The organism is Xanthomonas sp. 3075 (assembly GCF_014197275.1).
Taxonomy (GTDB): Bacteria; Pseudomonadota; Gammaproteobacteria; order Xanthomonadales; family Xanthomonadaceae; genus Xanthomonas; species Xanthomonas campestris_B.
The window spans coordinates 1-24,489 of the sequence record NZ_JACIFI010000032.1 but is presented as its reverse complement, the minus strand read 5'-3'; the positions used below and the strand labels follow the sequence as shown (position 1 = coordinate 24,489).

Annotated in this window: 21 protein-coding genes and 1 pseudogene; 10 read left to right on the top strand and 12 right to left on the bottom strand. The window is 65.5% G+C overall.

Annotation, left to right across the window (positions count from 1 at the left end; all coding sequences use genetic code 11):
- Positions 1-18: 18 nt before the first annotated feature.
- From pcaF to GGR62_RS19895, 3 genes are read right to left on the bottom strand one after another with little or no spacing between them, the layout of a single operon-like run.
- Entirely contained in the window at positions 19-1,227 is a 1,209-nt protein-coding gene (gene pcaF, locus GGR62_RS19905; protein ID WP_184409561.1) for a 3-oxoadipyl-CoA thiolase, read from the bottom strand.
- Entirely contained in the window at positions 1,224-2,012 is a 789-nt protein-coding gene (locus GGR62_RS19900; protein WP_184409560.1) for a CoA-transferase subunit beta, read from the bottom strand. The genes pcaF and GGR62_RS19900 overlap by 4 nt, the downstream gene beginning before the upstream one ends.
- Positions 2,009-2,872: a CoA transferase subunit A gene (locus GGR62_RS19895; RefSeq protein ID WP_184409559.1), complete on the bottom strand. Its 864-nt coding sequence runs from the start codon at positions 2,870-2,872 to the stop codon at positions 2,009-2,011. Before GGR62_RS19895 ends, GGR62_RS19900 begins: the two co-directional genes overlap by 4 nt.
- A 254-nt stretch (positions 2,873-3,126) precedes the next feature.
- Between GGR62_RS19895 and GGR62_RS19890 the strand changes: the two genes are divergently transcribed.
- The 7 genes from GGR62_RS19890 to glpK all read left to right on the top strand — a co-directional run bounded on the left by GGR62_RS19890 (position 3,127) and on the right by glpK (position 11,328).
- Positions 3,127-4,203 carry an aromatic ring-hydroxylating dioxygenase subunit alpha gene (locus GGR62_RS19890; protein WP_184409558.1) on the top strand — a complete coding sequence of 359 codons (1,077 nt, stop codon included), beginning with the start codon at positions 3,127-3,129 and terminating at the stop codon, positions 4,201-4,203.
- Between the two features lie 22 nt (positions 4,204-4,225).
- Positions 4,226-5,029 carry a GntR family transcriptional regulator gene (locus GGR62_RS19885; protein ID WP_184409557.1) on the top strand — a complete coding sequence of 268 codons (804 nt, stop codon included), beginning with the start codon at positions 4,226-4,228 and terminating at the stop codon, positions 5,027-5,029.
- The gene (locus GGR62_RS19880; RefSeq protein ID WP_184409556.1) at positions 5,022-6,005 is read left to right on the top strand and encodes a PDR/VanB family oxidoreductase; all 984 of its coding nucleotides are present in this window, start codon (positions 5,022-5,024) and stop codon (positions 6,003-6,005) included. The genes GGR62_RS19885 and GGR62_RS19880 overlap by 8 nt, the downstream gene beginning before the upstream one ends.
- A 142-nt stretch (positions 6,006-6,147) precedes the next feature.
- Positions 6,148-6,972 carry a DeoR family transcriptional regulator gene (locus tag GGR62_RS19875; RefSeq protein WP_184409555.1) on the top strand — a complete coding sequence of 275 codons (825 nt, stop codon included), beginning with the start codon at positions 6,148-6,150 and terminating at the stop codon, positions 6,970-6,972.
- A 220-nt stretch (positions 6,973-7,192) separates the two neighbouring features.
- Positions 7,193-8,707, top strand: coding sequence for a glycerol-3-phosphate dehydrogenase (glpD, locus tag GGR62_RS19870; RefSeq protein ID WP_184409554.1), 1,515 nt, complete (start codon positions 7,193-7,195; stop codon positions 8,705-8,707).
- 169 nt (positions 8,708-8,876) lie between these two features.
- A complete protein-coding gene (locus GGR62_RS19865) occupies positions 8,877-9,698 on the top strand; it encodes an MIP/aquaporin family protein (protein ID WP_184409553.1) in 822 nt (273 codons plus the stop codon).
- 130 nt (positions 9,699-9,828) lie between these two features.
- Positions 9,829-11,328, top strand: coding sequence for a glycerol kinase GlpK (gene glpK, locus GGR62_RS19860; RefSeq protein WP_184409552.1), 1,500 nt, complete (start codon positions 9,829-9,831; stop codon positions 11,326-11,328).
- 115 nt (positions 11,329-11,443) lie between these two features.
- On the opposite strand, the gene GGR62_RS19855 is transcribed toward glpK, so the two are convergent.
- Together GGR62_RS19855 and pobA are read right to left on the bottom strand one after the other, a co-directional pair.
- Positions 11,444-11,956 (bottom strand): nuclear transport factor 2 family protein, encoded by a 513-nt coding sequence (locus GGR62_RS19855; protein WP_184409551.1) that lies wholly within the window; start codon positions 11,954-11,956, stop codon positions 11,444-11,446.
- Between the two features lie 211 nt (positions 11,957-12,167).
- Complete coding sequence (gene pobA, locus GGR62_RS19850) at positions 12,168-13,355, bottom strand: 4-hydroxybenzoate 3-monooxygenase (RefSeq protein WP_184409550.1); 1,188 nt, start codon at positions 13,353-13,355, stop codon at positions 12,168-12,170.
- Between the two features lie 97 nt (positions 13,356-13,452).
- Here pobA and GGR62_RS19845 point away from each other — a divergent pair, with 97 nt between their 5' ends.
- Entirely contained in the window at positions 13,453-14,349 is an 897-nt protein-coding gene (locus tag GGR62_RS19845) for a helix-turn-helix domain-containing protein (protein WP_184409549.1), read from the top strand.
- 516 nt (positions 14,350-14,865) lie between these two features.
- On the opposite strand, the gene GGR62_RS19840 is transcribed toward GGR62_RS19845, so the two are convergent.
- From GGR62_RS19840 to GGR62_RS19820, 5 genes and pseudogenes are all read right to left on the bottom strand, one after another.
- Positions 14,866-16,347 carry a benzaldehyde dehydrogenase gene (locus tag GGR62_RS19840; RefSeq protein ID WP_184409548.1) on the bottom strand — a complete coding sequence of 494 codons (1,482 nt, stop codon included), beginning with the start codon at positions 16,345-16,347 and terminating at the stop codon, positions 14,866-14,868.
- A gap of 31 nt (positions 16,348-16,378) precedes the next feature.
- Complete coding sequence (locus GGR62_RS19835) at positions 16,379-17,146, bottom strand: coniferyl-alcohol dehydrogenase (RefSeq protein ID WP_184409547.1); 768 nt, start codon at positions 17,144-17,146, stop codon at positions 16,379-16,381.
- Between the two features lie 34 nt (positions 17,147-17,180).
- Positions 17,181-17,515, bottom strand: a pseudogene (locus GGR62_RS19830) (transporter); the annotation flags it as partial.
- A 289-nt stretch (positions 17,516-17,804) separates the two neighbouring features.
- Entirely contained in the window at positions 17,805-18,281 is a 477-nt protein-coding gene (locus tag GGR62_RS19825) for a MarR family transcriptional regulator (protein ID WP_046964772.1), read from the bottom strand.
- A 498-nt stretch (positions 18,282-18,779) separates the two neighbouring features.
- On the bottom strand, positions 18,780-20,039 hold the full coding sequence (locus GGR62_RS19820; protein WP_184409546.1) for an HD-GYP domain-containing protein: 1,260 nt from the start codon (positions 20,037-20,039) through the stop codon (positions 18,780-18,782).
- 532 nt (positions 20,040-20,571) lie between these two features.
- Here GGR62_RS19820 and GGR62_RS19815 point away from each other — a divergent pair.
- Complete coding sequence (locus tag GGR62_RS19815; protein ID WP_184409545.1) at positions 20,572-21,117, top strand: gamma carbonic anhydrase family protein; 546 nt, start codon at positions 20,572-20,574, stop codon at positions 21,115-21,117.
- 24 nt (positions 21,118-21,141) lie between these two features.
- Here the strand turns inward: GGR62_RS19815 and GGR62_RS19810 are convergent, their stop codons facing one another.
- Positions 21,142-21,408, bottom strand: a complete 267-nt coding sequence (locus GGR62_RS19810; RefSeq protein ID WP_184409544.1) for a YkgJ family cysteine cluster protein — start codon at positions 21,406-21,408, stop codon at positions 21,142-21,144.
- 431 nt (positions 21,409-21,839) lie between these two features.
- On the opposite strand from GGR62_RS19810, the gene ilvD reads away from it, so the two are divergent.
- Positions 21,840-23,678, top strand: a complete 1,839-nt coding sequence (ilvD, locus tag GGR62_RS19805; protein WP_184409543.1) for a dihydroxy-acid dehydratase — start codon at positions 21,840-21,842, stop codon at positions 23,676-23,678.
- A gap of 130 nt (positions 23,679-23,808) precedes the next feature.
- Here the strand turns inward: ilvD and GGR62_RS19800 are convergent.
- Positions 23,809-24,489: integron integrase (locus GGR62_RS19800; RefSeq protein ID WP_260306322.1), on the bottom strand; the 681-nt coding region annotated here is incomplete at its 5' end.

Below are 24,489 nucleotides of genomic sequence, written 5' to 3'. Positions count from 1 at the left end.
TGGTTGCAGCGGGCAGGCTTACAGGCGCTCGATCGCCAGTGCCACGCCCTGCCCCACCCCGACGCACATGCTGGCCAGCCCGAGCCGGCCGTTGCTGGCTTCCAGCTGACGCAGCAAGGTGAGCGCCAGCCGCGCGCCGCTCATGCCCAGCGGATGACCGAGCGCAATGGCACCGCCGTTGGCATTGACGTGCTGTGCATCGTCGGGCAACCCGAATGCGCGCGCGCACGCCAACGCCTGCGCGGCGAAGGCTTCGTTGAGCTCGATCGCATCGAACTGTTCGATGCGCAGGTTCAGACGTGCCAACAGACGCTGGGTGGCCGGTACCGGGCCCATGCCCATGTAGGCCGGCTCGACACCTGCCGACGCAAACCCCAGTACGCGTGCGCGCGGGGTCAGCCGATGCGTCTGCACGGCCTGCGCGGAGGCCAGCAACAACGCGGCGGCACCATCGTTGATACCGGACGCGTTACCAGCAGTCACGCTGCCGGGCTGGCGGAAGACCGGCTTGAGTTTGGCCAGCATCTCGGCGGTGGTGTTCGGGCGCGGGGCTTCGTCGTATTCGACGGTGACGGCATCGCCGCCCTTGCGTGCAGCCACCGGCACCGAAGTGATTTCCGCATCGAAGAACCCGGCGGCCTGGGCGGCGGCCACGCGCTGCTGGCTGCGCAGTGCGAAGGCGTCCTGATCCTCGCGCGCGATGGCATGGCGCTGCGCGACGTTTTCGGCGGTTTCGCCCATCAACTCGGTGCCATAGGCCTCCTGCAGACGTGGATTGATGAAGCGCCAGCCCATGGTGGTGTCTTCCAGCTGCTGGGTGCGTGCGAAGGCGCTCTCGGCCTTGCCCATCACCCACGGCGCGCGCGACATCGATTCGACACCGCCGGCAATCGCTAGCCCCAGTTCCTCGGCGCGGATGCCGCGCGCCACCGTGCCGATCGCATCCAGCCCGGAACCGCACAGGCGATTGAGCGTGCTGCCCGGCACCGAACTCGGCAGGCCCGCCAGCAACAGGCTCATACGCGCGACATTGCGGTTGTCTTCGCCGGCCTGGTTGGCGCAGCCCAGATACACATCGTCGATGGCGGCCGGGTCCAGCTGCGGATGACGGGCCAGCAACGCGGCAATCGGCACCGCGCCCAGGTCGTCGGCACGCACGTTGGACAGCGCACCGCCATACCGACCGATCGGTGTGCGGATGCCGTCGATCAGATACACCTCGCTCATGCCTCCGCTCCCGCCGCTTGGGTGCCATGCGCGGCGTCGGTGCGTGCCTGCAGCGCGCGCAATGCCTGCAGTTCGGTGGTGCTGGGCGGTGCGGTTTGCGCAAGCTCGTCGGCAAAGCGGATCGGCCAGCCGGTTGCCGCACTCACCTGCTCGCGGCTGATGCCCGGGTGCAGCGAAGTGACGGTGAGTTCGCGGGTGACCGCATCGGGCTCCATCACGCACAGGTCGGTGACCACCACGGTGGGGCCGGCGCCGGGCAGGCCGGCACGCGCGCGCGCATCGCCACCGCCCAGATGCCCGACCGTGGTGATGAAGTCCAGCACCGGCACGAAGCTGCGCCTGGACTGCCGCATGATGATGAACACCTGCTTGGCGCTGGCGGCGATTTCCGGCGCGCCACCGGCGCCGGGCAACCGTGTCTTCGGCGCTGCGTAGTCGCCGATCACGGTGGTGTTGAGGTTGGCGTGGCGATCGATCTGCGCCGCGCCCAGAAAGCCCACATCCACCCGGCCGCCTTGCAACCAATAGCGAAAGATCTCCGGCGTGGAGACCACGGTGTCGGCAGTCTCGGCCAGCTCGCCGTCGCCGATCGATAGCGGCAGCACGTCCGGGCGTGCGCCGATCGGGCCGGATTCGTAGATCAGGGTGGCATCCGGCGCATGCGTGAGCCGGGCCAGATTGGCCGCGGTGGACGGCAGGCCGATGCCGACGAAACACACCGCTTCATCGGGCAGGCGGCGCGCGGCGGCCACGGTCATCATTTCGTTGGTGCTATACGTGCTCATGCGGCTACCTGCTGCTGCGATTGCGCATAGACGCGCACGAATGCGGCGAAGTCGTCGGTGTCCAGAATATGCGTCTGGATCCATGCCTGGAACCGCGCGCGGTCGCGTGCGATCGCGTCCCAGGCCAGATAAAACCGGTTGTCGCGGGTGTAGTAGCCGTGCGCATACGACGGCGCGGCACCGCCAGGCACATGGCACACCGCATCGACCACCCAACGCGGCAGGATGCAGGCATTGGGTGGGGCATCGAGCGTGTCGACGATCTCTTCCACCGTCACGATCACCTTGCGCGCGGCCAGTGCCGCCTCTTTCTGTACGCCAAGAATGCCCCACAGCAATACGTTGCCGCGGCGGTCGGCCTGTTGTGCGTGGATCACGGTGACATCGGGGTTCACCGCCGGCGTGGTGGCCAGCGTCTCGCCGGTGTAGGGGCATTGCAGGAACTTGATGCTGTCGTTGACGCGCGGCAGGTCCGAGCCGACATAACCACGCAACACCGCAAACGGCAGCCCGGAGGCGCCGGCCACGTACGCGTTGGCCATGTCGGCGTGGCTGTGTTCGCGGATCTGCAACGGCTGCGGCCAGGCGTGTTCCACCGCATCGCGCAGCCGGTGCAGCGAGCCGACCCCCGGGTTGCCGCCCCACGAAAACCGCAACGCCGCCGCGCAACCGGCACCGATCAGTTGGTCGTAGATCAGGTCCGGGGTCATGCGCACCAGGCGCAGGTCGCGCTTGCGTTGGCGGATCACCTCGTGACCGGCCGCATGCGGGATCAGATGGGTGAAGCCTTCCATCGCCACGCAATCACCGTCGGCGATCAGGTGGGACACCGCATCTGACAAGGAAACGATTTCGGCCATGAGCAAGACACCACTGCGAACGTGCAGCCACGGTAGGGCCGGCTGAACAGCCTGGTCAATACGATTATCGGAAATTGAATTCGATAATCGCACAACTTTCGCCGCACAGTCATGCGTCAACATTGTCTCCGGTGTATACATAACTTCGCTCGCAAGCAGACGCCAGCGCTGGCATGCCCGTCAACTGGCTGCAAGCCGGCGCAGTGCGTCGATTCGCACCCCAGGTTGTATACCAAACCCCAGGAGTCACGGTCATGTCCCAGTCCAAGCCGCTGTTTCCCCTCAACGCGTGGTATGCCGTCGCCTGGGACCACGAAGTCAAGCACGCCCTGACGCCGCGCAAGGTCTGCAACCTCGAAGTGGTGGTCTACCGCACCACGGCCGGCGCGGTGGTCGCACTGGAAGACGCCTGCTGGCACCGGCTGGTGCCGCTGTCGATGGGCAAGCTGCGCGGCGACGATGTGGTGTGCGGCTATCACGGCCTGGTCTACAACACCCAGGGCCGCTGCGTGCACATGCCCTCGCAGGAAACCATCAATCCCTCGGCATGCGTGCGCAGTTTTCCGGTGGCCGAGAAGCACCGCTTTGTGTGGCTCTGGCCGGGCGATCCGGCCAAGGCCGACACCGCGTTGATCCCCGACCTGCATTGGGCGCACGACCCGGCCTGGGCCGGCGATGGCCGCACCATCTACGCCAAGTGCGACTACCGGCTGGTGCTGGACAACCTGATGGACCTGACCCACGAGACCTTCGTGCATGGTTCGAGCATCGGCCAGGACGAAATCGCCGAGGCGCCGTTCGATGTGGTGCATGGCGACCGCTCGGTGGTGGTGTCGCGCTGGATGCGCAATATCGACGCGCCGCCGTTCTGGGCCGGCCAGATCGCGCGGCATCTGGATTACCACGGCAAGGTCGACCGCTGGCAGATCATCCGCTTCGAAGCGCCCGGCACCATCGCCATCGACGTCGGTGTGGCCATCGCCGGCACCGGCGCACCGGAGGGCGACCGCAGCCAGGGCGTCAACGGTTACGTGCTCAACACGATTACGCCGGAGACCGATACCACCTGCCATTATTTCTGGGCGTTCATGCGCAACTACGCGCTGCACGATCAGTCGTTGACCACGCTCACGCGCGCCGGCGTCACCGGTGTGTTCGGCGAGGACGAGGCGGTCCTGGAAGCGCAGCAACGTGCCATCGACGCGCATCCGGATCACACCTTCTACAACCTCAACGTCGACGCCGGCGGCATGTGGGCGCGGCGGGTGATCGATCGCCTGATCGCGCACGAACAGCGCGCGCAGGATCTGTCGCTGCGCATGGTGGGTTGAGCGCAGCGCGCAGGAGACCCCGATGCCACCGACCACACCGTTCCACAGCAGCGCGGCGCAGACCACGCGCGCGCTGCTCTCGCTGCGCGAGCTGATCCTCGACGGCACCCTGCCCGCCGGCGCGCGATTGTCCGAAGTGGCGGTCGTGCAGCGGCTGGGCATGTCGCGCACGCCGGTACGGGCCGCATTGCAGCGCCTGTGCGAAGAAGGCCTGGCCAGCGCCTTGCCGGGCGGCGGCTACGCGGTGCAGGCCTTCAGCGAGCACGACGTGCACGACGCCATCGAACTGCGCGGCACGCTCGAAGGCCTGGCTGCGCGCATGGCCGCCGAGCGCGGGGCGAGCGCCGCGCAGCTGGCCCAGGCGCATCAGCTGCTGGAGACGCTCGATGGCATCGTCGGCGCGCCGCAGGATGCCATCGACTTCGCCGCCTATGTCCAGGCCAACGCGCTGTTCCATGCCTTGTTGGTGGCGATGGCCGGCAGCGATGTGCTCGGCCGCGAGCTCACCCGCGTGCTGCAGCTGCCATTCGCCTCGCCCAACAGCCTGGTCATGGCCCAGACCAGTGCTGCCGATGCGCAGGTGATCCTGACCGTGGCCCAGGACCAGCATCGTGAAGTGATTGCCGCCATCGCACAGCGCCAGGGTAGCCGCGCCGAAGCGCTGATGCGCGAGCACGCCCGTCTGGCCCACCGCAATCTGCGCCACATCCTGCAAACCCCCACGGCCATTGCCAAGGTGCGCGGTGGCGCCCTGCTCGGCCGCGCCCATGCATCCACCGCCGGCACCGCCCGGCACGCTCTTCTGCCTGGAGTTCCCCATGCGTAAAGACACCCAGTGGCATCGCGCCCATGTCGTCAGCATTGCCGACGCCTGCGAGGGCGTGCGCGAAATCGTGCTCGACCCAGGCACTGCAGCGCGTTCCTTCGAGGTGGGCAGCCACCTGGATTTTCGCCTGCAGTTGAACGGCCGCAGCGATGTGCGCTCTTACTCGCTGGTGGGCGAGCCGCGTGCGGACGGTTATTACCAGATCGCGGTGCGGCAAATGCCGGACAGCCGTGGCGGCTCGCTGCATATGTGGACGCTGCAACCGGGCGATGTGGTGGACATGTCGCCTCCCAGCAACAACTTTGCGCTGGACGAGAGCGGCGAAGAAATCCTGTTGATCGCCGGCGGTATCGGCATCACGCCGATCCTGGGCATGGCGCAGCGGCTTGCGCAGCGGCACCAGGCGTTTCGCCTGCTGTATGTCGGGCGCTCGCGCAGCGCGATGGCCTACGCCGACCAGTTGGAAGCGCTGCTCGGCGCGCGCCTGCAGCTGCATTGCGACGACACCGACGGCCCACCCGATCTTGCCGCCGAGCTGACGCGGCTCTCGCCCAATGCCGAGGTCTATGTGTGCGGCCCGCTGGGCATGCTGGAGGCGGTGCGCCAGCACTGGCATGCAGCCGGCCGCCCGCGCGCGCGGCTGCACTTTGAAACCTTCGGCAATAGCGGCCGGGTGCCGGCGCAGGCGTTCGTGGTCAAGCTGCCCGGGCTCGGCCTGGAAGTGCCGGTGGCCGAAAACGAATCGATGCTCGATGCGCTGGCCGATGCGGGGGTCGAACTGATTGCCGAATGCCGTCGTGGCGAATGCGGCCTGTGTGCGGTGGAGGTGCTCGACAGCGCCGCCGATATCGATCACCGCGATGTGTTCTTCAGCGACGAACAACGCCGCGAGAATCGCAAACTGTGCGCGTGCGTGTCGCGCGCGGTGGGCGGCAGCATCAGCATCGACACCGGCTACCGCGGCGAGCTGGGCTGAGCGGCCGCGTCCTGCTCACCGCGCTTGCTGTCGGGCCGGCGCGGTGCTGCTGAAGTCGCCACGCGATGAGCGGCCGCGTCAAACCGGTGCGTCCACGCGACCGATCATCGCCGGCAACCGCTGTGCTTGCATCCTCACGCGCATGCGCGATCATCAGCGCATGGAGTCAACTCACTACAGGACTGTCCCGGCGCCGGCATTGAACCCGCGCCAGGAGCAATTGGTGGCGCTGGTGCGGCAGCAGGGCTTTGCCGATGTCGAAGGGCTGGCCACGCGCTTTGAGGTCACCCCGCAAACCATTCGGCGCGATCTGACCTTGCTGTGCGATGCCGGCGTGCTGCGCCGCTACCACGGTGGCGTCAGCATGCCCTCCAGCGTGGAGAACCTGGCCTACACCGCGCGCAAGGCGCTGCAGGCACGCGAAAAGCAGCACATCGCCACGCACGTCGCGCGCTTCATTCCCGACGATGCCTCGCTGTTCATCAACCTCGGCACCACCAACGAAGAAGTCGCGCGGGCATTACTGCAGCATCGCGGCCTGCGCGTGATCACCAACAACCTCAATGTGGCGGTGATGCTCAGCGCCAACCCGAGTTTCGAGGTGATCGTGGCCGGCGGCGTGGTGCGCGGACGCGACCAGGGCGTGACCGGCGAGGCCACGGTGGAACTGATCCGTCAGTTCAAGGTGGACTTCGGGGTGATCGGCATTTCCGGGATCGATCTGGACGGCACCTTGCTGGATTTCGATTACCAGGAAGTGCGGGTGGCCCAGGCCATCATCGAGCACTCGCGCCAGGTGGTGCTGGCTGCCGACCACAGCAAGTTCGGCCGCAATGCCATGGTGAGGCTGGGCGCCATCGCACAGGTGCACGACTGGTTCACCGATCGCCCGCCACCGCAGGAACTGGCCAGCGTGCTGGCCGACGCCGGCACCCGGGTGCACCTGGCCGACGCTGACGGCGGCTGAATTTGTTCGTTTAAGTACGTTTTCGATGCGTAGGCGCGTGAAACGGCATGGTGCCCGATTCATAATTTGAATCGAACCTTGTCAATCGATTGCCTCCACGGTCAATTTCGTCAACGATTTCAGGCGGCCGCTTCTTCACGTCCCGAAAAGGTTGGATGTTCGAATATGTTCGAACATGACAACTTAGGTTCGCTCACAGCGCACCTGGACGGAGGCACCGATGGGTGAAACGTACGATCTTCTGGTGGTAGGCGGCGGCATCAACGGGGTCGGCATTGCCCGCGATGCAGCCGGACGTGGCCTGTCGGTGTGCCTGTGCGAGCAGGACGATCTGGCCGCGCATACCAGCAGCGCCAGCACCAAGCTGATCCATGGTGGGCTGCGCTACCTGGAGCAGTACGAGTTCGCGCTGGTCGGCAAGGCGCTGGCCGAGCGCGAAGTGCTGCTGCGCCTGGCCCCGCACATCATCTGGCCGCTGCGCTTTCTGTTGCCGCATCAGCCGCACCTGCGTCCGGCCTGGATGATTCGCGCCGGGCTGTTCCTGTACGACCATCTTGGCGGCAGCAAGCGCAGCCTGCCGCGCTCGCGGCGCCTGTCTCTACGCACCCACCCGGTCGGGCAGCCGTTGCAGGAATCGCTGCGCACCGGCTTTGTGTACTCCGATGCCTGGGTGCAGGACGCGCGCCTGGTGGTGCTCAATGCGATGGATGCTGCCAAGCGTGGCGCCAAGATCCACACCCGCACACGCTGCGTGGGCGCCTGGCGCGATGCCGGGTTCTGGTACGCCGAACTCGAAGACCGCGATGGCCGCCGCCGCACCGTGCAGGCGCGCGCGCTGGCCAATGCTGCCGGGCCGTGGGCGGTGTCGTTCCTGGACAAGGTGGCCGCAGTGCCGCATCAGCACGCGCTGCGTTTGGTCAAGGGCAGCCACATCGTGGTGCCCAAGCTGTTCGATCACGATCACGCCTACATCTTCCAGCAACCGGATCGGCGCATCGTGTTCGCCATCCCGTACGAGCATGACTTCACCTTGATCGGTACCACCGACGTCGATTACGAGGCCGACCCCGCCACACCCAAGATCGATGCGGCCGAGGTGCAGTATCTGTGCGATGCGGTGAACCTGTATTTCCAGCAGCAGATCAGCCCCACGGACGTGGTGTGGAACTACAGCGGCGTGCGCCCGCTGCTGGACGATGCCGAAGACAATGCCGCCGAAGTGACGCGCGACTATCACCTGGAAGTCGTCAACGACGGCGCGCCGTTGCTCAATGTGTTCGGCGGCAAGTTGACCACCTACCGCAAGCTGGCCGAAGAGGCGGTCGATCGCCTCACCCACGCCCTGGGCGCGCGCAAGCCGGCATGGACGGCGCGCGGCGCTGCATTGCCCGGCGGCGAACAGCGCGATATTGCCAGCCTGCTGGAGCGTGTAAGCAATGCGTATCCCTGGCTGCCAGCCGCCACCGCGCAGCGGCTGGTGCGCAATTACGGCACCTGTGCAGAACAGCTGTTGGGCGATGCACAGGAGGTGGCCGGCCTGGGCGTGCACTTTGGTGCAGACCTGTACCAGGCCGAGGTGGACTACCTGCGTCAACACGAATGGGCGCAGACCGCCGACGATATCCTGTGGCGTCGCAGCAAACTCGGGTTGCGGCTCGATGCGGACGGACGCCAGCGGCTGGACGCGTATCTGCAGACGCCCGCGCTCCAACCAGCCGACGTCGCGACCGTTTGAACACACCGCGTTGCCGGCGAGGACGGGTCGTCGGCAACGTATCCTGGCGCATTGCCTGCATCACCCTGTGGAGGGCACCCCCGATGAGCAACACCCACTCCCCCTGCGCGCCAACGCGCGTGTCGCAGCTCCCTGTTGGTTGCCATGACCTGCCCGCGAGCATGCGCGCATGAACCGTCAACTCGTGGGTGAGTTGATTTCCGAAGCGATCGCGATGTTCATCATCATCGCGCTTGGCGATTCGGTCGCGGCGATGTACATCCTCTACGACCCCAGCCCGTATCAGAACGCGTATTGGGGCGTGTGTATCGCCTGGGGCCTGGCGGTGACGCTGGCGATCTATGTCACCGGCTCGGTGTCGGGCACGCATGCCAATCCGGCGGTCACGCTGGCGCTGGCGCTGTTCCGCGATTTTTCCTGGAAAAAGGTGGTGCCGTACTGGATTGCCCAGGTCGCCGGTGCCTTCCTGGGCGCGGCCATCGTCTATCAGTTGTATGGACCGGTGATCGACCACTTCAACCAGGTGCAACAGCTCACCCGCGAAGCCGGCGGCGCGGCCGGTGTGTTCTTCACCGCACCGGGTCTTGCGGTCACGCCGATGCATGCGCTGGTCGACCAGATCATCATCACCGCGTTCCTGATCTTCGGCATCTTCGCCATCACCGAGCGCTTCAACGAAGCCGCGCCGGGAGCCAATTCCGGCGCGTTGATGATCGGCCTGCTGGTGGCAACGCTGGGCGCGTCGATGGGTTACCTGGAAGCGTGGGCGATGAATCCGGCGCGCGATTTCGGCCCGCGCCTGTTCGCCTACCTTGCCGGCTGGGGCGAGGCGGCCTTGCCGGCCAAGGACAATTACTGGTGGATCCCGATCGTTGGCCCCTTGATCGGCGGGCCGATCGGCGCACTGGCGTATCAGTGGCTGATCCTGCCGTTCCTGCCGGCCCGCGTGCGCCATCTGCAGGGCGACACCGCGCCGCTGGATCCGCGCTAATCGCCGTGCATTGAATCGACCAGCACGACGATGCGCGGGCGAGCGATCAACGGCCGCCCGCGCATCGCTCCCAGGCTGCACCGACCACTCTCGCCGCGCACCAATGCCGGCATTGTTTGAGGAATCTTCGATGGAAAAGCAATACGTCCTTGCGATCGATCAGGGCACCACCAGCTCGCGCGCGATGTTGTTCGATCGCCAGGGCAAGGTAGCCGGCGTGGCGCAGCGCGAGTTCGGGCAGATCTTCCCGCAGCCGGGCTGGGTGGAACACAACCCGCGCGAGATCATGACCAGCGTCTACACCACCATTACCGAGCTGCTCAACAACGCGCAGATCGATGCGCGCGCGATCGCCGGTATCGGCATCACCAACCAGCGCGAAACCGCGGTGGTGTGGGACAAGGCCACCGGCCAGCCGATCTACAACGCCATCGTATGGCAATCACGGCAGACCAAGGACATCTGCACCCAGCTCAAGGAAGCCGGCCATGAGCAGATGGTGCGCGACAAGACCGGGCTGCTGATCGATGCTTATTTTTCCGGCACCAAGGTCAAGTGGATCCTCGATCACGTGGAAGGCGCGCGCGAGCGCGCACGCAATGGCGAACTGGCTTTCGGCACCATCGACAGCTGGCTGATCTGGAATCTCACCGGCGGCAAGGTGCACGTCACCGACTACACCAATGCCTCGCGCACGCTGATGTACAACATCCACACGCTGGAGTGGGACGCCGAGCTGCTGGCGATGCTCGACGTGCCGGCGGCAATGCTGCCGGAGGTGCGCTCGTCCAGCGAAATCTACGGCATGACCCAGACCCAGTATTTCTACGGCGAACAGGTGCCCATCGCGGGCATCGCCGGCGACCAGCAGGCTGCGTTGTTCGGCCAGGCCTGCTTCGAACCGGGCATGGCAAAGAACACCTATGGCACCGGTTGCTTTGCATTGATGAACACCGGCGACAAGGCAGTCGCCTCCAAGGCCGGGTTATTGACCACCATTGCCTGGGGCATCGACGGCAAGGTCGAATATGCGCTGGAAGGCTCGATCTTCGTTGCCGGCTCGGTGGTGCAATGGCTGCGCGACGGCCTGCGCATGCTGGGCAAGGCCAGCGACTCGCAGGCGTATGCCGAACGCGCCGGCGACAACGACGGTGTGTATCTGGTGCCGGCCTTCGTCGGCCTGGGCGCGCCCTACTGGCGCAGCGATATCCGTGGCGCGGTGTTCGGGCTGACCCGCGGCACCACGAAAGAGCACTTCGTGCGGGCGGCGGTCGAATCGATGGCGTATCAGACCCGCGATGTGCTCACCGCGATGCAGAGCGATTCGGGCATCGAGTTGAAGGAACTGCGTGCCGATGGTGGTGCGATCGCCAACGACTTCATGGCGCAATTCCAGAGCGACATTCTCAACGTACCGGTGCTGCGCCCGGAAGTGGCCGAAACCACCGCGCTCGGCGCGGCCTATCTGGCGGGTCTTGCGACCGGCTTCTGGAGCAGCCGCGAAGAGATCGCCAAACAGTGGGCAGTGGACCGGCGCTTCGAACCGTTGATGGCCGAAGACAAGCGCGAACAACTGTATGCCGGTTGGCAGCAGGCAGTGGAAGCCACGATGGGCTTCCGCATCAGCTAAACGCTGCCACCGAAACGACTGCGCCCACCATCCGGTGGGCGCAACGTTAGGTTGGCAACTCGCGTGAGTTACGCACTGCAGGACTGCATGCTGCACCCCTGCAATGTCGCAGCAATTACTGACCGCCGGTGTTTGCGCGACCGGCAATGGTGTCCGGGTCCCAATGTTCCTTGATCAGACCCTTTTCGATACGGAACATGTCGAACCAGGTGGTGGTATAGGTCTTGCCGGGGTTACGCGGGTCCGGCAGCGTGCGCACCGACACCAGCGTGACCAGATCGCCATCGGCGGTGATGGCGACCAACGGCAACTGCACGCGCGGCTGCACCGGGGTCGGCTTGACGAAGGCGGTCAGGAACGCAATGAACGCATCGCGCCCGTTGGCGACATTCGGGTTGTGCTGGATGTAGTTCTTGTCCATGTACATCGGCGCGTACTGCACCTGCCCCGCTTCGAACACGATGCGCCAGAAGTCGTAGACCAGGCGCTTGTTGGCGGTTTCGTACCAATTGGAACCGAGCAACAATTTCTGGTGATTGGTATTTTCAGTGACGGCGGTCTGCGCGAACGCCGCCATCGGTGCGACCAGCATGATCAGCAACAAGGCGCGGGAAACAATCTTTTTCATGGGGATCTCCTGGGAGGAAACGGACCGTGCGCTCGCAGGGGAGTCGGCGCACGGCGCGATTGGGCAACGACGCGTCCTTGCACAGACAGCAACCGCCACGCGTCCACGCCACCCTACCGAGCACATCCGCTGCCGCGCTAGCCACCCCGAAGTGCACCAGGGCACTTCGCAACGGCCTGGTGATAAAAAAATGACCTTTGAACAGACTGCTTCAGACCTCGGCCACTTCGACCAGCGGCAGCCCCGCATAGTTTTCTGCGATGGTCGCGCGGCCAGCCTCGCTGCCGAGCAGATACTCCAGCTCGGCCTGGCGGATGCGCGCAGTGAAGGCATCTTCGTCGTCGAAGGTATGCAGCAGCGTGGTCATCCACCACGAAAACCGCTCGGCCTTCCACACCCGCTGCAGCGCCAATGCCGAGTACTGACGCAGCACCTCGGCATCGCCGGATGCCTTCCAGCGCACGAACAGCTGCGCAAGCAGGCCGACGTCGGCCAACGCCAGGTTCAGCCCCTTGGCGCCGGTGGGCGGCACGATATGCGCCGCATCGCCGGCCAGAAACAGACGGCCGTACTGCATCGGTTCGGCAACGAAGCTGCGCAGCGGCGCGATGCTCTTTTCGATCGATGGGCCGGTGACCAGTTGCTCTGCCAACGCTGCCGGCAACCGTGCGCGCAGCGTATCCCAGAACGCCGCATCGCTCCAGGCTTCCACACGGGCATCGGCGGGCACCTGCACGTAATAGCGCGTGCGGGTAGGCGAGCGCATCGAGCACAATGCAAAGCCACGCCTGTGACGCGCATAGACCAGTTCATCGTGCACCGGCGGCGTATCGGCCAGCACACCTAACCAGCCGAACGGATAGACACGCTCGAACAGGCGCATGCACTCGGCCGGGATGCTGGCGCGGCTGACCCCATGAAAGCCATCGCAGCCGACGATGTAGTCGCAGGCAACGCGCATGCGACTGCCCTCATGGGTGAATTCCACGCTGGGCGCAGCGCTGTCCAGCGCGTGCAGGGTGACGTCGTGTGCGTCGTAGTAGGTCGGCGCACCACTGCGCTGACGCGCCTGCATCAGATCGGCAGTGACTTCGGTCTGGCCATACACGGTGACCCCGCGGCCGCAACCGCGCAGCAGATCGATGCGCTCACGCTGGCCGTCGAGCGACAGTTCAAAGCCATGATGCGGCAGGCCTTCACGCTGCAGGCGATCGCCCACACCGGCGCGTTGCAGCAGCTCCACACTGCCCTGCTCCAGTACCCCGGCGCGGATACGCCCCAGCACGTGTTCGGGCGTCTGCCGCTCGACGATGAGCGTGTCGATGCCGGCGCGCAGCAACAGTTCGCCCAGCAGCAGGCCCGAGGGTCCGGCACCGATGATTGCAACTTGCGTCCGCATGGCGGCGCTCCTGCCTTCAATGATCAGGCCTGCAGTGTCGGTAGCCAAACGCGACCATTGAAGGGATGATTGCGCGCAGTGCTTGGACTTTTCGACGATGCCCACACGCGCACCCCACACTGCTGCAGTCACTGCTGTTCCCGCCTTCGGCCTGTACGGCGAGCGGCACGCCGACGCACCGGAGTTATTGCATTGGGAATCGATCGCCGCGCGCAGCCGGCTGCATGACTGGCACATCACCCCGCACCGGCATGAAGACCTGGCGCAGCTGCTGTATGTGCAGCGCGGGCCGGCGACACTGCAACTGGATGGCCGCACCCAGCGTCTGCGTGGCGCCAACGTGGTGTGGCTGCCGCCGCTGTGCGTGCACGGGTTTGCGTTCGCCCCGCAGGTCCGCGGGCACGTCATCACCTTGTGCATGCCACTGGTGCGCAACGCACTGAGCGCTGCACCGCTGCTGCAATCCGGCCTGGCGATGCCGGCAGTGTTGCCGGTCAAGGCATCGCAACGCCTGCTCGATGTGCTGTTCGCCAGCATCGCCGACGACCACGCGCACCAACGCATGGGGCACGAAGCCGCGCTGCAGGCCGCAGCAACGCACTTGGTGATCTGGACCGCACGCGCTGCACTGCAGGGACTGCAAGATGCGGCCGTGGCCAACGCGCAGGCCGATCCGGCGCTGCGTCATCTGCGCGCGTATCAAGCCTTGATCGACCAGCACTATCGCGCGCATTGGCCGATCTCCCGCTACGCCGACCAGCTGGGGCTGACGCCGGGTCATCTCAATGCCTTGTGCCGACGGCTTGCCGATGCCTCGGCCCTGGAACTGCTGCAACGCCGGATCATGCTCGAAGCACGTCGCAACCTGCGCTACACCAGCCTGAGCGTGCAGCAGATTGCCGCAGCGCTTGGATTTTTCGATGCTGCGTACTTCAGCCGCTATTTCGCCCGCCACACCGGCTGCTCGCCGACATGCTTCCGTGCCGGTGATTAGGAGCGACCAACAGACTTTCGACTCTCTCCCCCCAGTTGGGCGGGGCAGGCTATTACTCACTGCCGTATGTCTTGAAGTGATTTGACAGCACCACTAGTTCAGGTGCAGAGCAGCTGATCTGTGGTTTGCCTGCAAGGTCCTTGCCCGCCCAGCGTCGCGGGACACGCCGCAAGTACGTCCTTGTAGGCTCTTACGCGACGCTGGGCGGGCAAGGCCCCCTCAAGATGGTCGGTGTGCAGGGTGCAAGCAGCATGACGCGCCTTTGATTCGCCAGCTCTCATGTGGGTGCGACCCGCAACAGCAAGCCAATACAACGAGATGGTTCGCTTCTCATCCAACCACCGACCAACTTTATGGCGCGGTGTCCTCGCCGCTTGCGGGACCGTGTGGCGGCATGGATGCCGCCACCGAGCCTACGTGGACGTACTTGCGGCGTGTCCTGCGAGCGGTGAGGGCATCGCGCGCTCGACGCACTGAGCTTTCAACTGCATCTACACGTCGGTTGCACCTTGCCAATCAGAACGGATACTGCGGCACCTCGCTCTTGATCGTCAGCCACTGCCAGTGCGTGTACTGCTCCCAATCGGCCGGACCACCAACGCTGGTGCCGTTGCCGGAAGCGCCGGTGCCGCCGAACGGGTTGATCACTTCATCGGCCACGGTCTGGTCGTTGATGTGCAGCAAGCCGGTATGCAGGCGCTCGCCCAGCGCCAGCGCCCGCGACACCGAGGTCGACATGATGCCGGCAGCCAACCCATATTCGCCGTGGTTGGCCATTTGCGCCGCTTCTTCGTCGGTGTCGAACACGGTGATGTTGATCACCGGCCCGAACACTTCCTCATCGAACACGCGCATGCCCGGGCGCACGTTGGACAACACGGTCGCTGCGTAGAACAAGCCCTCGTTGGTTGCGCCGGCTTCCACCACCGCGCCGGCGGCGACACTGTCGGTGACGATATCGATCACCCGTTGCAGCTGGCGCTGGTCGATGATGGGGCCGAGTGCCACGGTGCCGCTGACCGGGTCGCCCACCGGCAGATGACGCGCCTTTTCCGCCAGACGCTGGGTCAACGCATCGGCCACGCTGCGCTGTACCAGCACCCGTCCGGTGGCCATGCAGATCTGGCCCTGATGCATGTACGCACCAAAGGCAATCGCCGATGCGGCGCGGTCCAGATCCGCATCGTCGAGCACGATCACCGCGTTGTTGCCGCCCAGTTCCAGTGCCACCTTTTTCAGATGTCGCCCGGCAATTTCGCCGATACGGCGGCCGGCAGCAGTCGAGCCGGTGAAAGCGATCATCGGGATATCCGGCGCTTCCACCAGCGCCTGGCCAATTTGTGCATCGCCGTGCAGCACGTGCAGCAAGCCCTTGGGCAGGCCGGCTTCTTCCAGCACCTGGGCAATGATCACGCCACCGGTGTAGGGCGTGCGCGGGTCGGGCTTGAGGATCACCGCATTACCCATCGCCAATGCCGGCGCCACCGAACGCAGCGACAGGATCAACGGGAAGTTGAACGGCGATATCACCGCCACCACGCCCAATGGCAAATGGCGGGCCAGGCTGAGCTGGCCGGCACCGGTCGGCAGCACCTGCCCCATCGCCTGCAACGGCAGGCCCGCAGCGTGCTGGTAGAACGCCACCGCCTCATCGACCTCGCGCTGCGCCTTGGGCAAGATGCCGCCGGTTTCGCGTGCGATCAGCAACGCGGCTTCGGCACTGCGTGCCTGCATCGCCTGCGCGGCGCGGTGAAAGACCGCAGCACGTTCGCGCGGCGCGGTGGCGGCCCAGGCGCGCTGCGCCTGTTTGGCCTGTGCCACGGCAGCGGCAACATCGGCCAGATCGGCCTTGCTCACCTCGTGCAGCAAACCGCCGGTGGCCGGCTCATAGATCGGCAAGGCGCCGCCGTGGCCCGGTATCCAGTCGCCATTGAAGATGCAGCCGTGCCACGCGGGAGTGGCGATTGCAGCGGCCGCTCCGCTGGGAAGAGCATTCATGGTCTAGCCTCCTGCTGAAAACAGTGGGGAATTACAGCGTGGTGGATGCCAGGCCACCATCGACCGGCAGGGTGATGCCGTTGATCCAGCGCGCCGCATCCGATGCAAGAAACACGATCGCCTCGGCCACTTCATCTGCATACGCAGGGCGCGTCATGCGCTTGGCGTCTTCCTTGACGCGCTCCTCGCCCAGCATGGCGGCGAAATCGCCAAGGATCGGGGTAAAGACCGGCCCGGGCGAGACGTTGTTGACGCGCACGCCACGCTCGGCAAACCACGGCCGCGATTGCAGCAAGGTCCACACGATCAACGCTTCCTTGAAGTATTGATAGCAGGTGTCGTGCGCCACCGGATGGGCGGCCAGCCATGCGGCGCCGGCATCGAAGCTCTCGGTGGCGGCCAGTTGCTTGTGCAGGTCCAGCCGCTGTGGCCATTCGGCGCCCAGGATCGACGCGACATTGATGATGCTGCCGCCGGAGGCGATACGCGGCAACAGCGCCTGGCTCAGATGGCGCAGGCCCAGGTAGTTGACGCGTGCCACTACCTCCAGCGGTGCGGTGCCGGGCACGCCGGCCACGTTGGCCAGCGCATCGATCTGCTCCGGCAGCGCGCGCACCAGCGCATCGATGGAGGCCGGGTCGCCCAGGTCGGCCTGATGGAAGCCATGCAGGGTCATCTGCACCGGTGTGCGATCGACACCGATCACCGTGGCGCCATGGAACCGCGCAAGCCGTGCGACCTCTGCGCCGATGCCCGACGCCACACCGGTCACCACGATCGTCTTGTTTTGCAAATTCATTGCCACCCTCCGTTAGGAGCCAGCTGCGCCGGCACTAGAACACATGGACGTACTGCAGATTGACGTTGTTGCCGGAAGCGGCATTTCTCACGTCCACCGGCAGGTAAAGATTGGCGAACAGGATGTTGTTGGCATCGAACCGCCACACGCCGCCTGGGCCTGCGTAGAACACGCGCTGGCGGCCATCGGGACGCGCCGGCCATTGGTGCGGTTATCGCGAAATTGCGTGAGGTAATACGCGTTGATGCCCAATCGCACGTTCGGTACCACTTCCCAGGAGGTGGCGAGATGGATCCAGCCCGCATCGCCGGCCTGGCCGTTGCGGAAGGCAACCCCGTCGGGCAGGTTGGGCCGGCGCTCGCTGCGAAAGAGGCCGTTGGTCAACGCCATGCTCTGCGGCGCGCCCTGCGCAAACGTCGCCCCGCTCGCAAGCGGCGCCACGCTGCCGAGCGCTGCAGGCAGTCGCCACGCCGCCCTGACAGCCACGCCACGCACCACCGAGGATCGAATCACTACGCACATCTCCAGCGTTGGAAGGAAGCAGCGGGCGTGCCACCTGGCACGCGATCAGGCAGGGCGATCCCCGCGCTGCGCAAGGCACGTGCCATCAAGACGTTGGTGAGATCACGCTGGCCGGCAGAGGGACGGCGCAGTGGGTTTACGGCGTGTCGAGCCGATCCAGACGATCGAGCGCGCGCAGCAGTGGCGCCTCGCTGGTGCCGAGCACCGCACTGAGCTGCTGCTCCATGCGCAGCACTTCGGCTTCGGCATCGGTCAGCAGGGTGACGCCGGCCGGCGTCAACGACAAATGCTGCATGCGCCGGTCCTGACGCCCGCGCACCTGCCGCAGCAGACGGCGCTTGACCAGCCTCGCCACCACGATGGCTAGGTTCGGCGGCGACACATGCAAGACGTCGCCGATCTGGCGCTGGTTGATGCCCGGGTTGCCATCCACCAGCATCAGCAAGGAGAAATCGACCGGTTTCAGATCGAAAGCGGCAACACATTCCTGAAACATCCGCCGCACCAGCAGCTCGGTGCGGGTGATGCGGTAGCCCAGCAGTCGTAGCAGACGCGCCTGGTCCACCGCGGTGATGGCATCGGGCAACGGTGCAGCAGTGGCTGTAGCGGGCATGACGGTTCTCGCGACAAAGGCAGCGGGCGGAGCGGTACGCGCCATGCGCCCGGTCCGCAACGCCGATCCCCGGCGTGCAGCGCATTGTAGACGCGGCAAGGCCTGGCGATGTGGACATGCCGGCTGTCGATACCTGCTGCGACCATGCGCATGTGCGCGCCGCCGTCGCACCGGCCGTCCACGCGCGCGCCTGACCGCAATGCAGCGCTGCGATGTGCGGGGGACGGCGGTGATCCAGGCATGGCGTGGACATGAGATCCGGTCGGCAAGTGATTGCGTTGCAGAATAGTTATAGATCATAACTACATTGCCAAGCTGCAGCGCAGCATAGTCGCGTCCGCTAGCCCGCGAGCGGGTGCCGGGCGGGTGTGAAGGCACGTACGGATCGCAGGCGAGCCCGTTACGGTGGCTGCCACGGCGGGGTCGTCGCAGCGTTGTGTCGAGGTCATCGATGTCCGGGCATGCACGCGCCCGGCAATGCAGACTTGCGCAGCGCGCCTACGGCAGCCAGAGTTTTTCGAGATCGCGGAAGCCCCAGTCGGTCGGGCTTTCCATCTGCGCGATACGGTCCTGGCAATCGGGCCGCGACAGGTCGATGTCCTGCACCAGCACATGGCTGCGCAGCTTGGCCGAATAGAACACGCGCACCTTGGGCTTGAGCAGCGCGTCTGGCGTCTGTTCGATCACCACGGCCAGCTTCTGCGATTCCAGGCGCACCAGCGAGCCGACCGGGTAGATGCCCAGCCGGCGCACGAACGCCTGGAATACCACCGGGTCGAAATGACCCTTCCACGACGCCATCTGCTTGAGCGATTCGGCCGGGTCCCAGGCGCGTTTGTAGGGGCGGTCGGAACTGATGGCGTCATACACATCGCACACCGCGCCCATCCGCGACATCAGCGAGATGCCTTCGCCGACCAAGCGGTTGGGGTACCCGCTGCCGTCGATCTTTTCGTGATGATGCAGCGCAATTTCCAGCACCACCGCGTTCTGCACGCCGCCGGCCATCAGCAGGCGATGCCCATCCAGCGGATGCTGGCGCATCACCTCCATTTCTGCATCGGTGAGCCGGCCGGGCTTGTTGAGAATCTCCAGCGGCGTCACCGCCTTGCCCATGTCGTGCAGCAGGCCGCCCATCGCCGCTTCCACCACCTGCGCCTCGGGCAGGCCGAGCTGCCGCGCCAGCCCGCTCATCAAGCCGGCCACGGCCATCGAGTGCAGATAGGTGTAGTCGTCGGCGGTCTTGAGCCTTGCCACGCTGATCAAGGCCTGCGGGTGCCGTAGCACCGAGTCGTTGATGGCTTCCACCAACGGCATCGCTGCCTCGGTGTCGACGGTGCGCCCCAGCCGCACATCGCGAAACATCGCTTCCACCATGTCGCGGCCGTCTTCAAAAATACGCCGCGCCCGCACCACTTCGGCTTCGATACCGACCTGCGCGGTGACGCTGTTGGTCCGCGCACTGCGCGCGGTGGGGGCCGACTCCGGCGGTTGCGGTTCCGATTCCGGTTCCGGCATGGGAGGTGGCGATGGCGCATCGCCAGCAGCCTGCTCGCCGACTGCCGCGCCCCTGTCCACATCCAGGCCGCGCGCGGTGTCGATCACCAGTTGCTCGATCCGGCTGGCATGGATCTTCTCCACATCGTCGGAATCGACCAGAAACGACGTCTTCCAGAACGGATGGTGCACCCACGCGCCCAGCAGCTTGTAGACATACATGCCGGGGCGGAGTTGATCTGAGTCGATGGTTCTGAGCATGCCAGCGCTGATCTGCACGATGTCCGCGAAAACGCCCGCCACGGGTGCGGAGGGTCATCACGTCTTATCGGCACTGGGGGAGATTTCTTTGGTCCGCTCGACCTCGCCAGACTGCGTGGGCGCATGGCGGCTGAGCAGGCCAGCAACCGTGCCGGGCAGTGTGGAACGGGGCGTCGCGGCGTGCTGCCGGGCATGCGGCAGGCCGAGTTGCCACCGGTAGCCAAACGTCCGGGGAGCGTCCTTCACGGTCGCAGTGCCTGGACATCGGCCATCGCAAACCCATAGCGCACCTTTTGCAGGGCCACGCAACGGCGAAGTGACCTGCGCTCTTGTTGCACAAACGCCAACGCGGATGCGTGAGTCGTACTGGCGACGTCGATGCTCAGTCTGGGTCTTCTTCGTGAGCGCGTAGGCGTGATTGCCTCATTCCTCACCCAGCCACAGCGCGGCCTGTTCAACAGGCCCGCGCACTGGCAGTTATCATGCAATCACTGCCCATCGTGGGCGACCTGTTTGATGCGTGGAGAATGCCGTGACCCCGATCCGTTCGTTCCTGGAACACACCCCGCAGCTGGGCGCGCGCGTCTATGTCGACCCGGCCTGCACCATCATCGGCAAAGTGAGCTTGGGCGATGACGTGTCGGTGTGGCCGGGCACGGTGATCCGTGGCGACGTCAATCAGGTGCAGATCGGCGCACGCACCAACGTGCAGGACGGCACCATCATCCACGTCAGCCACCACAGCCCGTTCAATAAGGCCGGCTATCCAACCATCATCGGCGAGGACGTGACCGTGGGCCACGGCACCATCCTGCATGCCTGCACCATCGAAGACCTGTGCCTGATCGGCATGGGTGCCTGCGTGCTCGATGGCGCCACCATCAAACGCTACGGATTTGTCGGCGCCGGTGCGGTGGTCGGCCCGGGCAAGGTGGTTGGCGAGGCGGAATTGTGGCTGGGCAATCCCGCGCGCCTGGCGCGCAAACTCAGCGACAAGGAAATCGAGAGCCTGCATTATTCGGCGCAACATTATGTGCGGCTCAAGGATCAGTATCTGGGCATGCTGGGCGGCAGCTGACCGCCGAGTGGACGCACCCGGCTGTCAAGGCTGGGTCGCCTGCTCCAGTGCGGCCAGCATCGTCAACGCCTGCTCGCGCGATGCCCCGCACATCTCCATCGATGGCCGCAGGCTGCTGCACACCGCCGGGCGCGCCGGCGAGCCGAACAGCCGGCACCCCAGCCGCGCATCAAGCTGCACACACGCCATACCCGCCGGCTTGCCATCGGGCATGCCGGGAATCGGTGAACTGATCGAGGGCGCGATGCAGCAGGCTGCGCAGCCCGAACGGCAGGAAAACTCGGAAGACATGCGCCTAGTGTAGCTGCGCATCGCGTATCGCTTGTAGCAACCGCAAACGCGCCCTGGAAGCGGAACAGTCTCGATCCCGGCAGCGCCAGTAACGTACACGCACCGCCTGCCGAGGCACGGCGTTGCACGACGCAGGACGCAGGACGCGATCGTTGCCACACTGCTCCAGGCCAGCGCGGCGATGCGCAGATGCGTGATCCGAAGGGAACAGGTTGGCGTTTTCTGCGCAGATGCTGGACGCTGCGCGCCGGCACGCAGCGTGCGCAAGCGCCTGACCGGCTACTGCACAGCCCGCGCGTCGCGCAGCCCCGCCCGACAGCTGCGTGCTACCGTGCGAAATCGCCAGAACGCATCGCGACGGTTGCAGCAGCAACAGTCGCAACGCGCTCTAATTGCCAGCCACCGCTCGCTGATCAGCCGCCGACTTCGCCATGCCCGAGTATCGCTCCAAGACCTCCACCCACGGCCGCAACATGGCCGGCGCCCGCGCACTCTGGCGCGCCACCGGCATGCAGGATGGCGACTTCCACAAGCCCATCATCGCCATCGCCAACTCGTTCACCCAGTTCGTGCCCGGGCACGTGCATCTGAAGGATCTCGGTCAGCTGGTTGCGCGCGAGATCGAGCGCGTCGGCGGCGTCGCCAAGGAATTCGACACCATCGCCGTGGACGATGGCATCGCGATGGGCCACGACGGCATGCTGTATTCGTTGCCCAGCCGCGAAATCATCGCCGACTCGGTCGAGTACATGGTCAACGCCCATTGCGCCGACGCGCTGGTGTGCATTTCCAACTGCGACAAGATTACCCCCGGCATGTTGATGGCCGCGTTGCGGCTCAACATTCCCACCGTGTTCGTCTCCGGCGGCCCAATGGAAGCCGGCAAGACCAAGTTGTCCGAACATAAACTCGATTTGATCGATGCAATGGTGATCGCCGCCGACGACAGCGCATCGGACGAGAAAGTCGCCGAATTCGAACGCAGCGCCTGCCCCACCTGCGGCTCGTGCTCGGGCATGTTCACCGCCAACTCGATGAACTGCCTGACCGAAGCGCTGGGCCTGTCGCTGCCGGGCAACGGCACCGTGGTGGCCACGCATGCCGACCGCGAGCAGCTGTTCCTGCGCGCCGGACGCGTGGCGGTGGAGCTGTGCCACCGCTGGTATGGCGGCGAAGATCCCACCGCCCTGCCGCGCGGCATTGCCACCTTCGACGCCTTCGAAAACGCGATGACGCTGGACATCGCCATGGGCGGCTCGACCAATACCATTCTGCATCTGCTCGCCGCCGCGCAGGAAGGCGAAGTGCCGTTCGGCATGCGCGATATCGACCGCCTGTCCAAGCGCGTGCCGCAGCTGTGCAAGGTCGCCCCGAATACGCCCAAATACCACATTGAAGACGTGCACCGCGCCGGCGGCATCATGGCCATCCTCGGCGAGCTGGCGCGCGGCGGGCTGCTGCATACCAACGCGGCCACGGTGCATGCACGCACGCTGGCCGATGCCATCGCGCAATGGGATGTCACCCAGACAGACGACGAAAAGGTGCACACGTTCTACAAGGCCGGCCCGGCCGGCATTCCCACGCAGATTGCCTTCAGCCAGGCCACGCGTTGGGACAGCCTGGATACCGACCGCAGCGACGGCTGCATCCGCGATGTCGCCCACGCGTTCTCGCAGGAAGGCGGCCTGGCCGTGCTGTACGGCAATATCGCCCGCGACGGCTGCGTGGTGAAGACCGCAGGCGTGGACGAATCCATCCACGTGTTCGAAGGCAATGCCCGCGTCTTTGAGAGCCAGGATTCGGCGGTCAAAGGCATTCTCGCCGACGAAGTAACGGCCGGCGATATCGTGGTGATCCGCTACGAAGGCCCCAAGGGCGGCCCCGGCATGCAGGAAATGCTCTACCCCACCAGCTATCTCAAATCCAAGGGTCTGGGCAAGCAATGCGCCCTGCTCACCGACGGCCGTTTCTCCGGCGGCACCTCGGGCCTGTCGATCGGCCACGCCTCGCCGGAAGCCGCCGCAGGCGGCGCGATCGGCCTGGTACGCGATGGCGACAAGATCCTGATCGACATTCCCAACCGCTCGATCAATCTGCTGGTGTCCGACGAAGAGCTTGCCAGTCGCCGCGCCGAGCAGGATGCCAAGGGCTGGAAGCCGGTGGAGGTGCGCCCGCGCAAGGTCACCACGGCGTTGAAGGCGTACGCGTTGCTGGCGACCAGTGCGGACAAGGGTGCGGTGCGCGACAAGGCGCTGCTTGACGGCTGAAGCATTGCCATGAAGACCGCGGATTCTTAGCCGTCTTCATCGTATCCCGGCATCGGACTGTGGAAGACACTTCAGTCCCGACGCCTGACCGCCAACCCCCACAGCGGGTTGGCTTTTCCTGGCGGCGACGTCATCCATCGCCGATGCGCAGCCCATCCAGCGGGCTGCGCACCGCCGACGCCCCACGCCCGAGCACATGCGTGTAGATCTGCGTGGTTGCCACATCCTTGTGGCCCAACAGCTCCTGCACGGTGCGTATATCGTGGCCGGCCTCCAGCAGATGCGTGGCGAACGAATGCCGCAAGGTGTGGCAGGTCGCCGGCTTGTCGATCCCCGCATGGCGCCGTGCCGCCTGTACCGCACGCTGCAGGATCTCCTCCGACACGTGATGCCGAGCAACTCGGCCACTGCGCGGATCCACCGATCGACGCGCGGCGGGGAACAGATACTGCCAGCCGGGCTCGACATCGGCAGTGGGATACTTGCGCGCCAGCGCATGCGGCAGGAACACCCGTCCTGCTCCCTCGGCGAGATCAGCGGCATGCAGCAGCAGCGCCCGCTCGCGCTGCCGCATTAATTCCCCACGCAGGCTGCGCGGCAGCGGCACCCGCCGATCCTTGCCCCCTTTTCCGTCGCGCACCACGATCTCGCAGCGAACCATGTCCACATCCTTGATCCGCAACCGCAGGCATTCCAGCAACCGCATCCCGCTGCCGCGACGTCCCCCCGATTTTGAGTAGCGCCTCAGTTTGGAGTCCAATTCCCTACCCCGAAGGAGATTGGACGTGAAGAAGCGTTTTACTGACGAGCA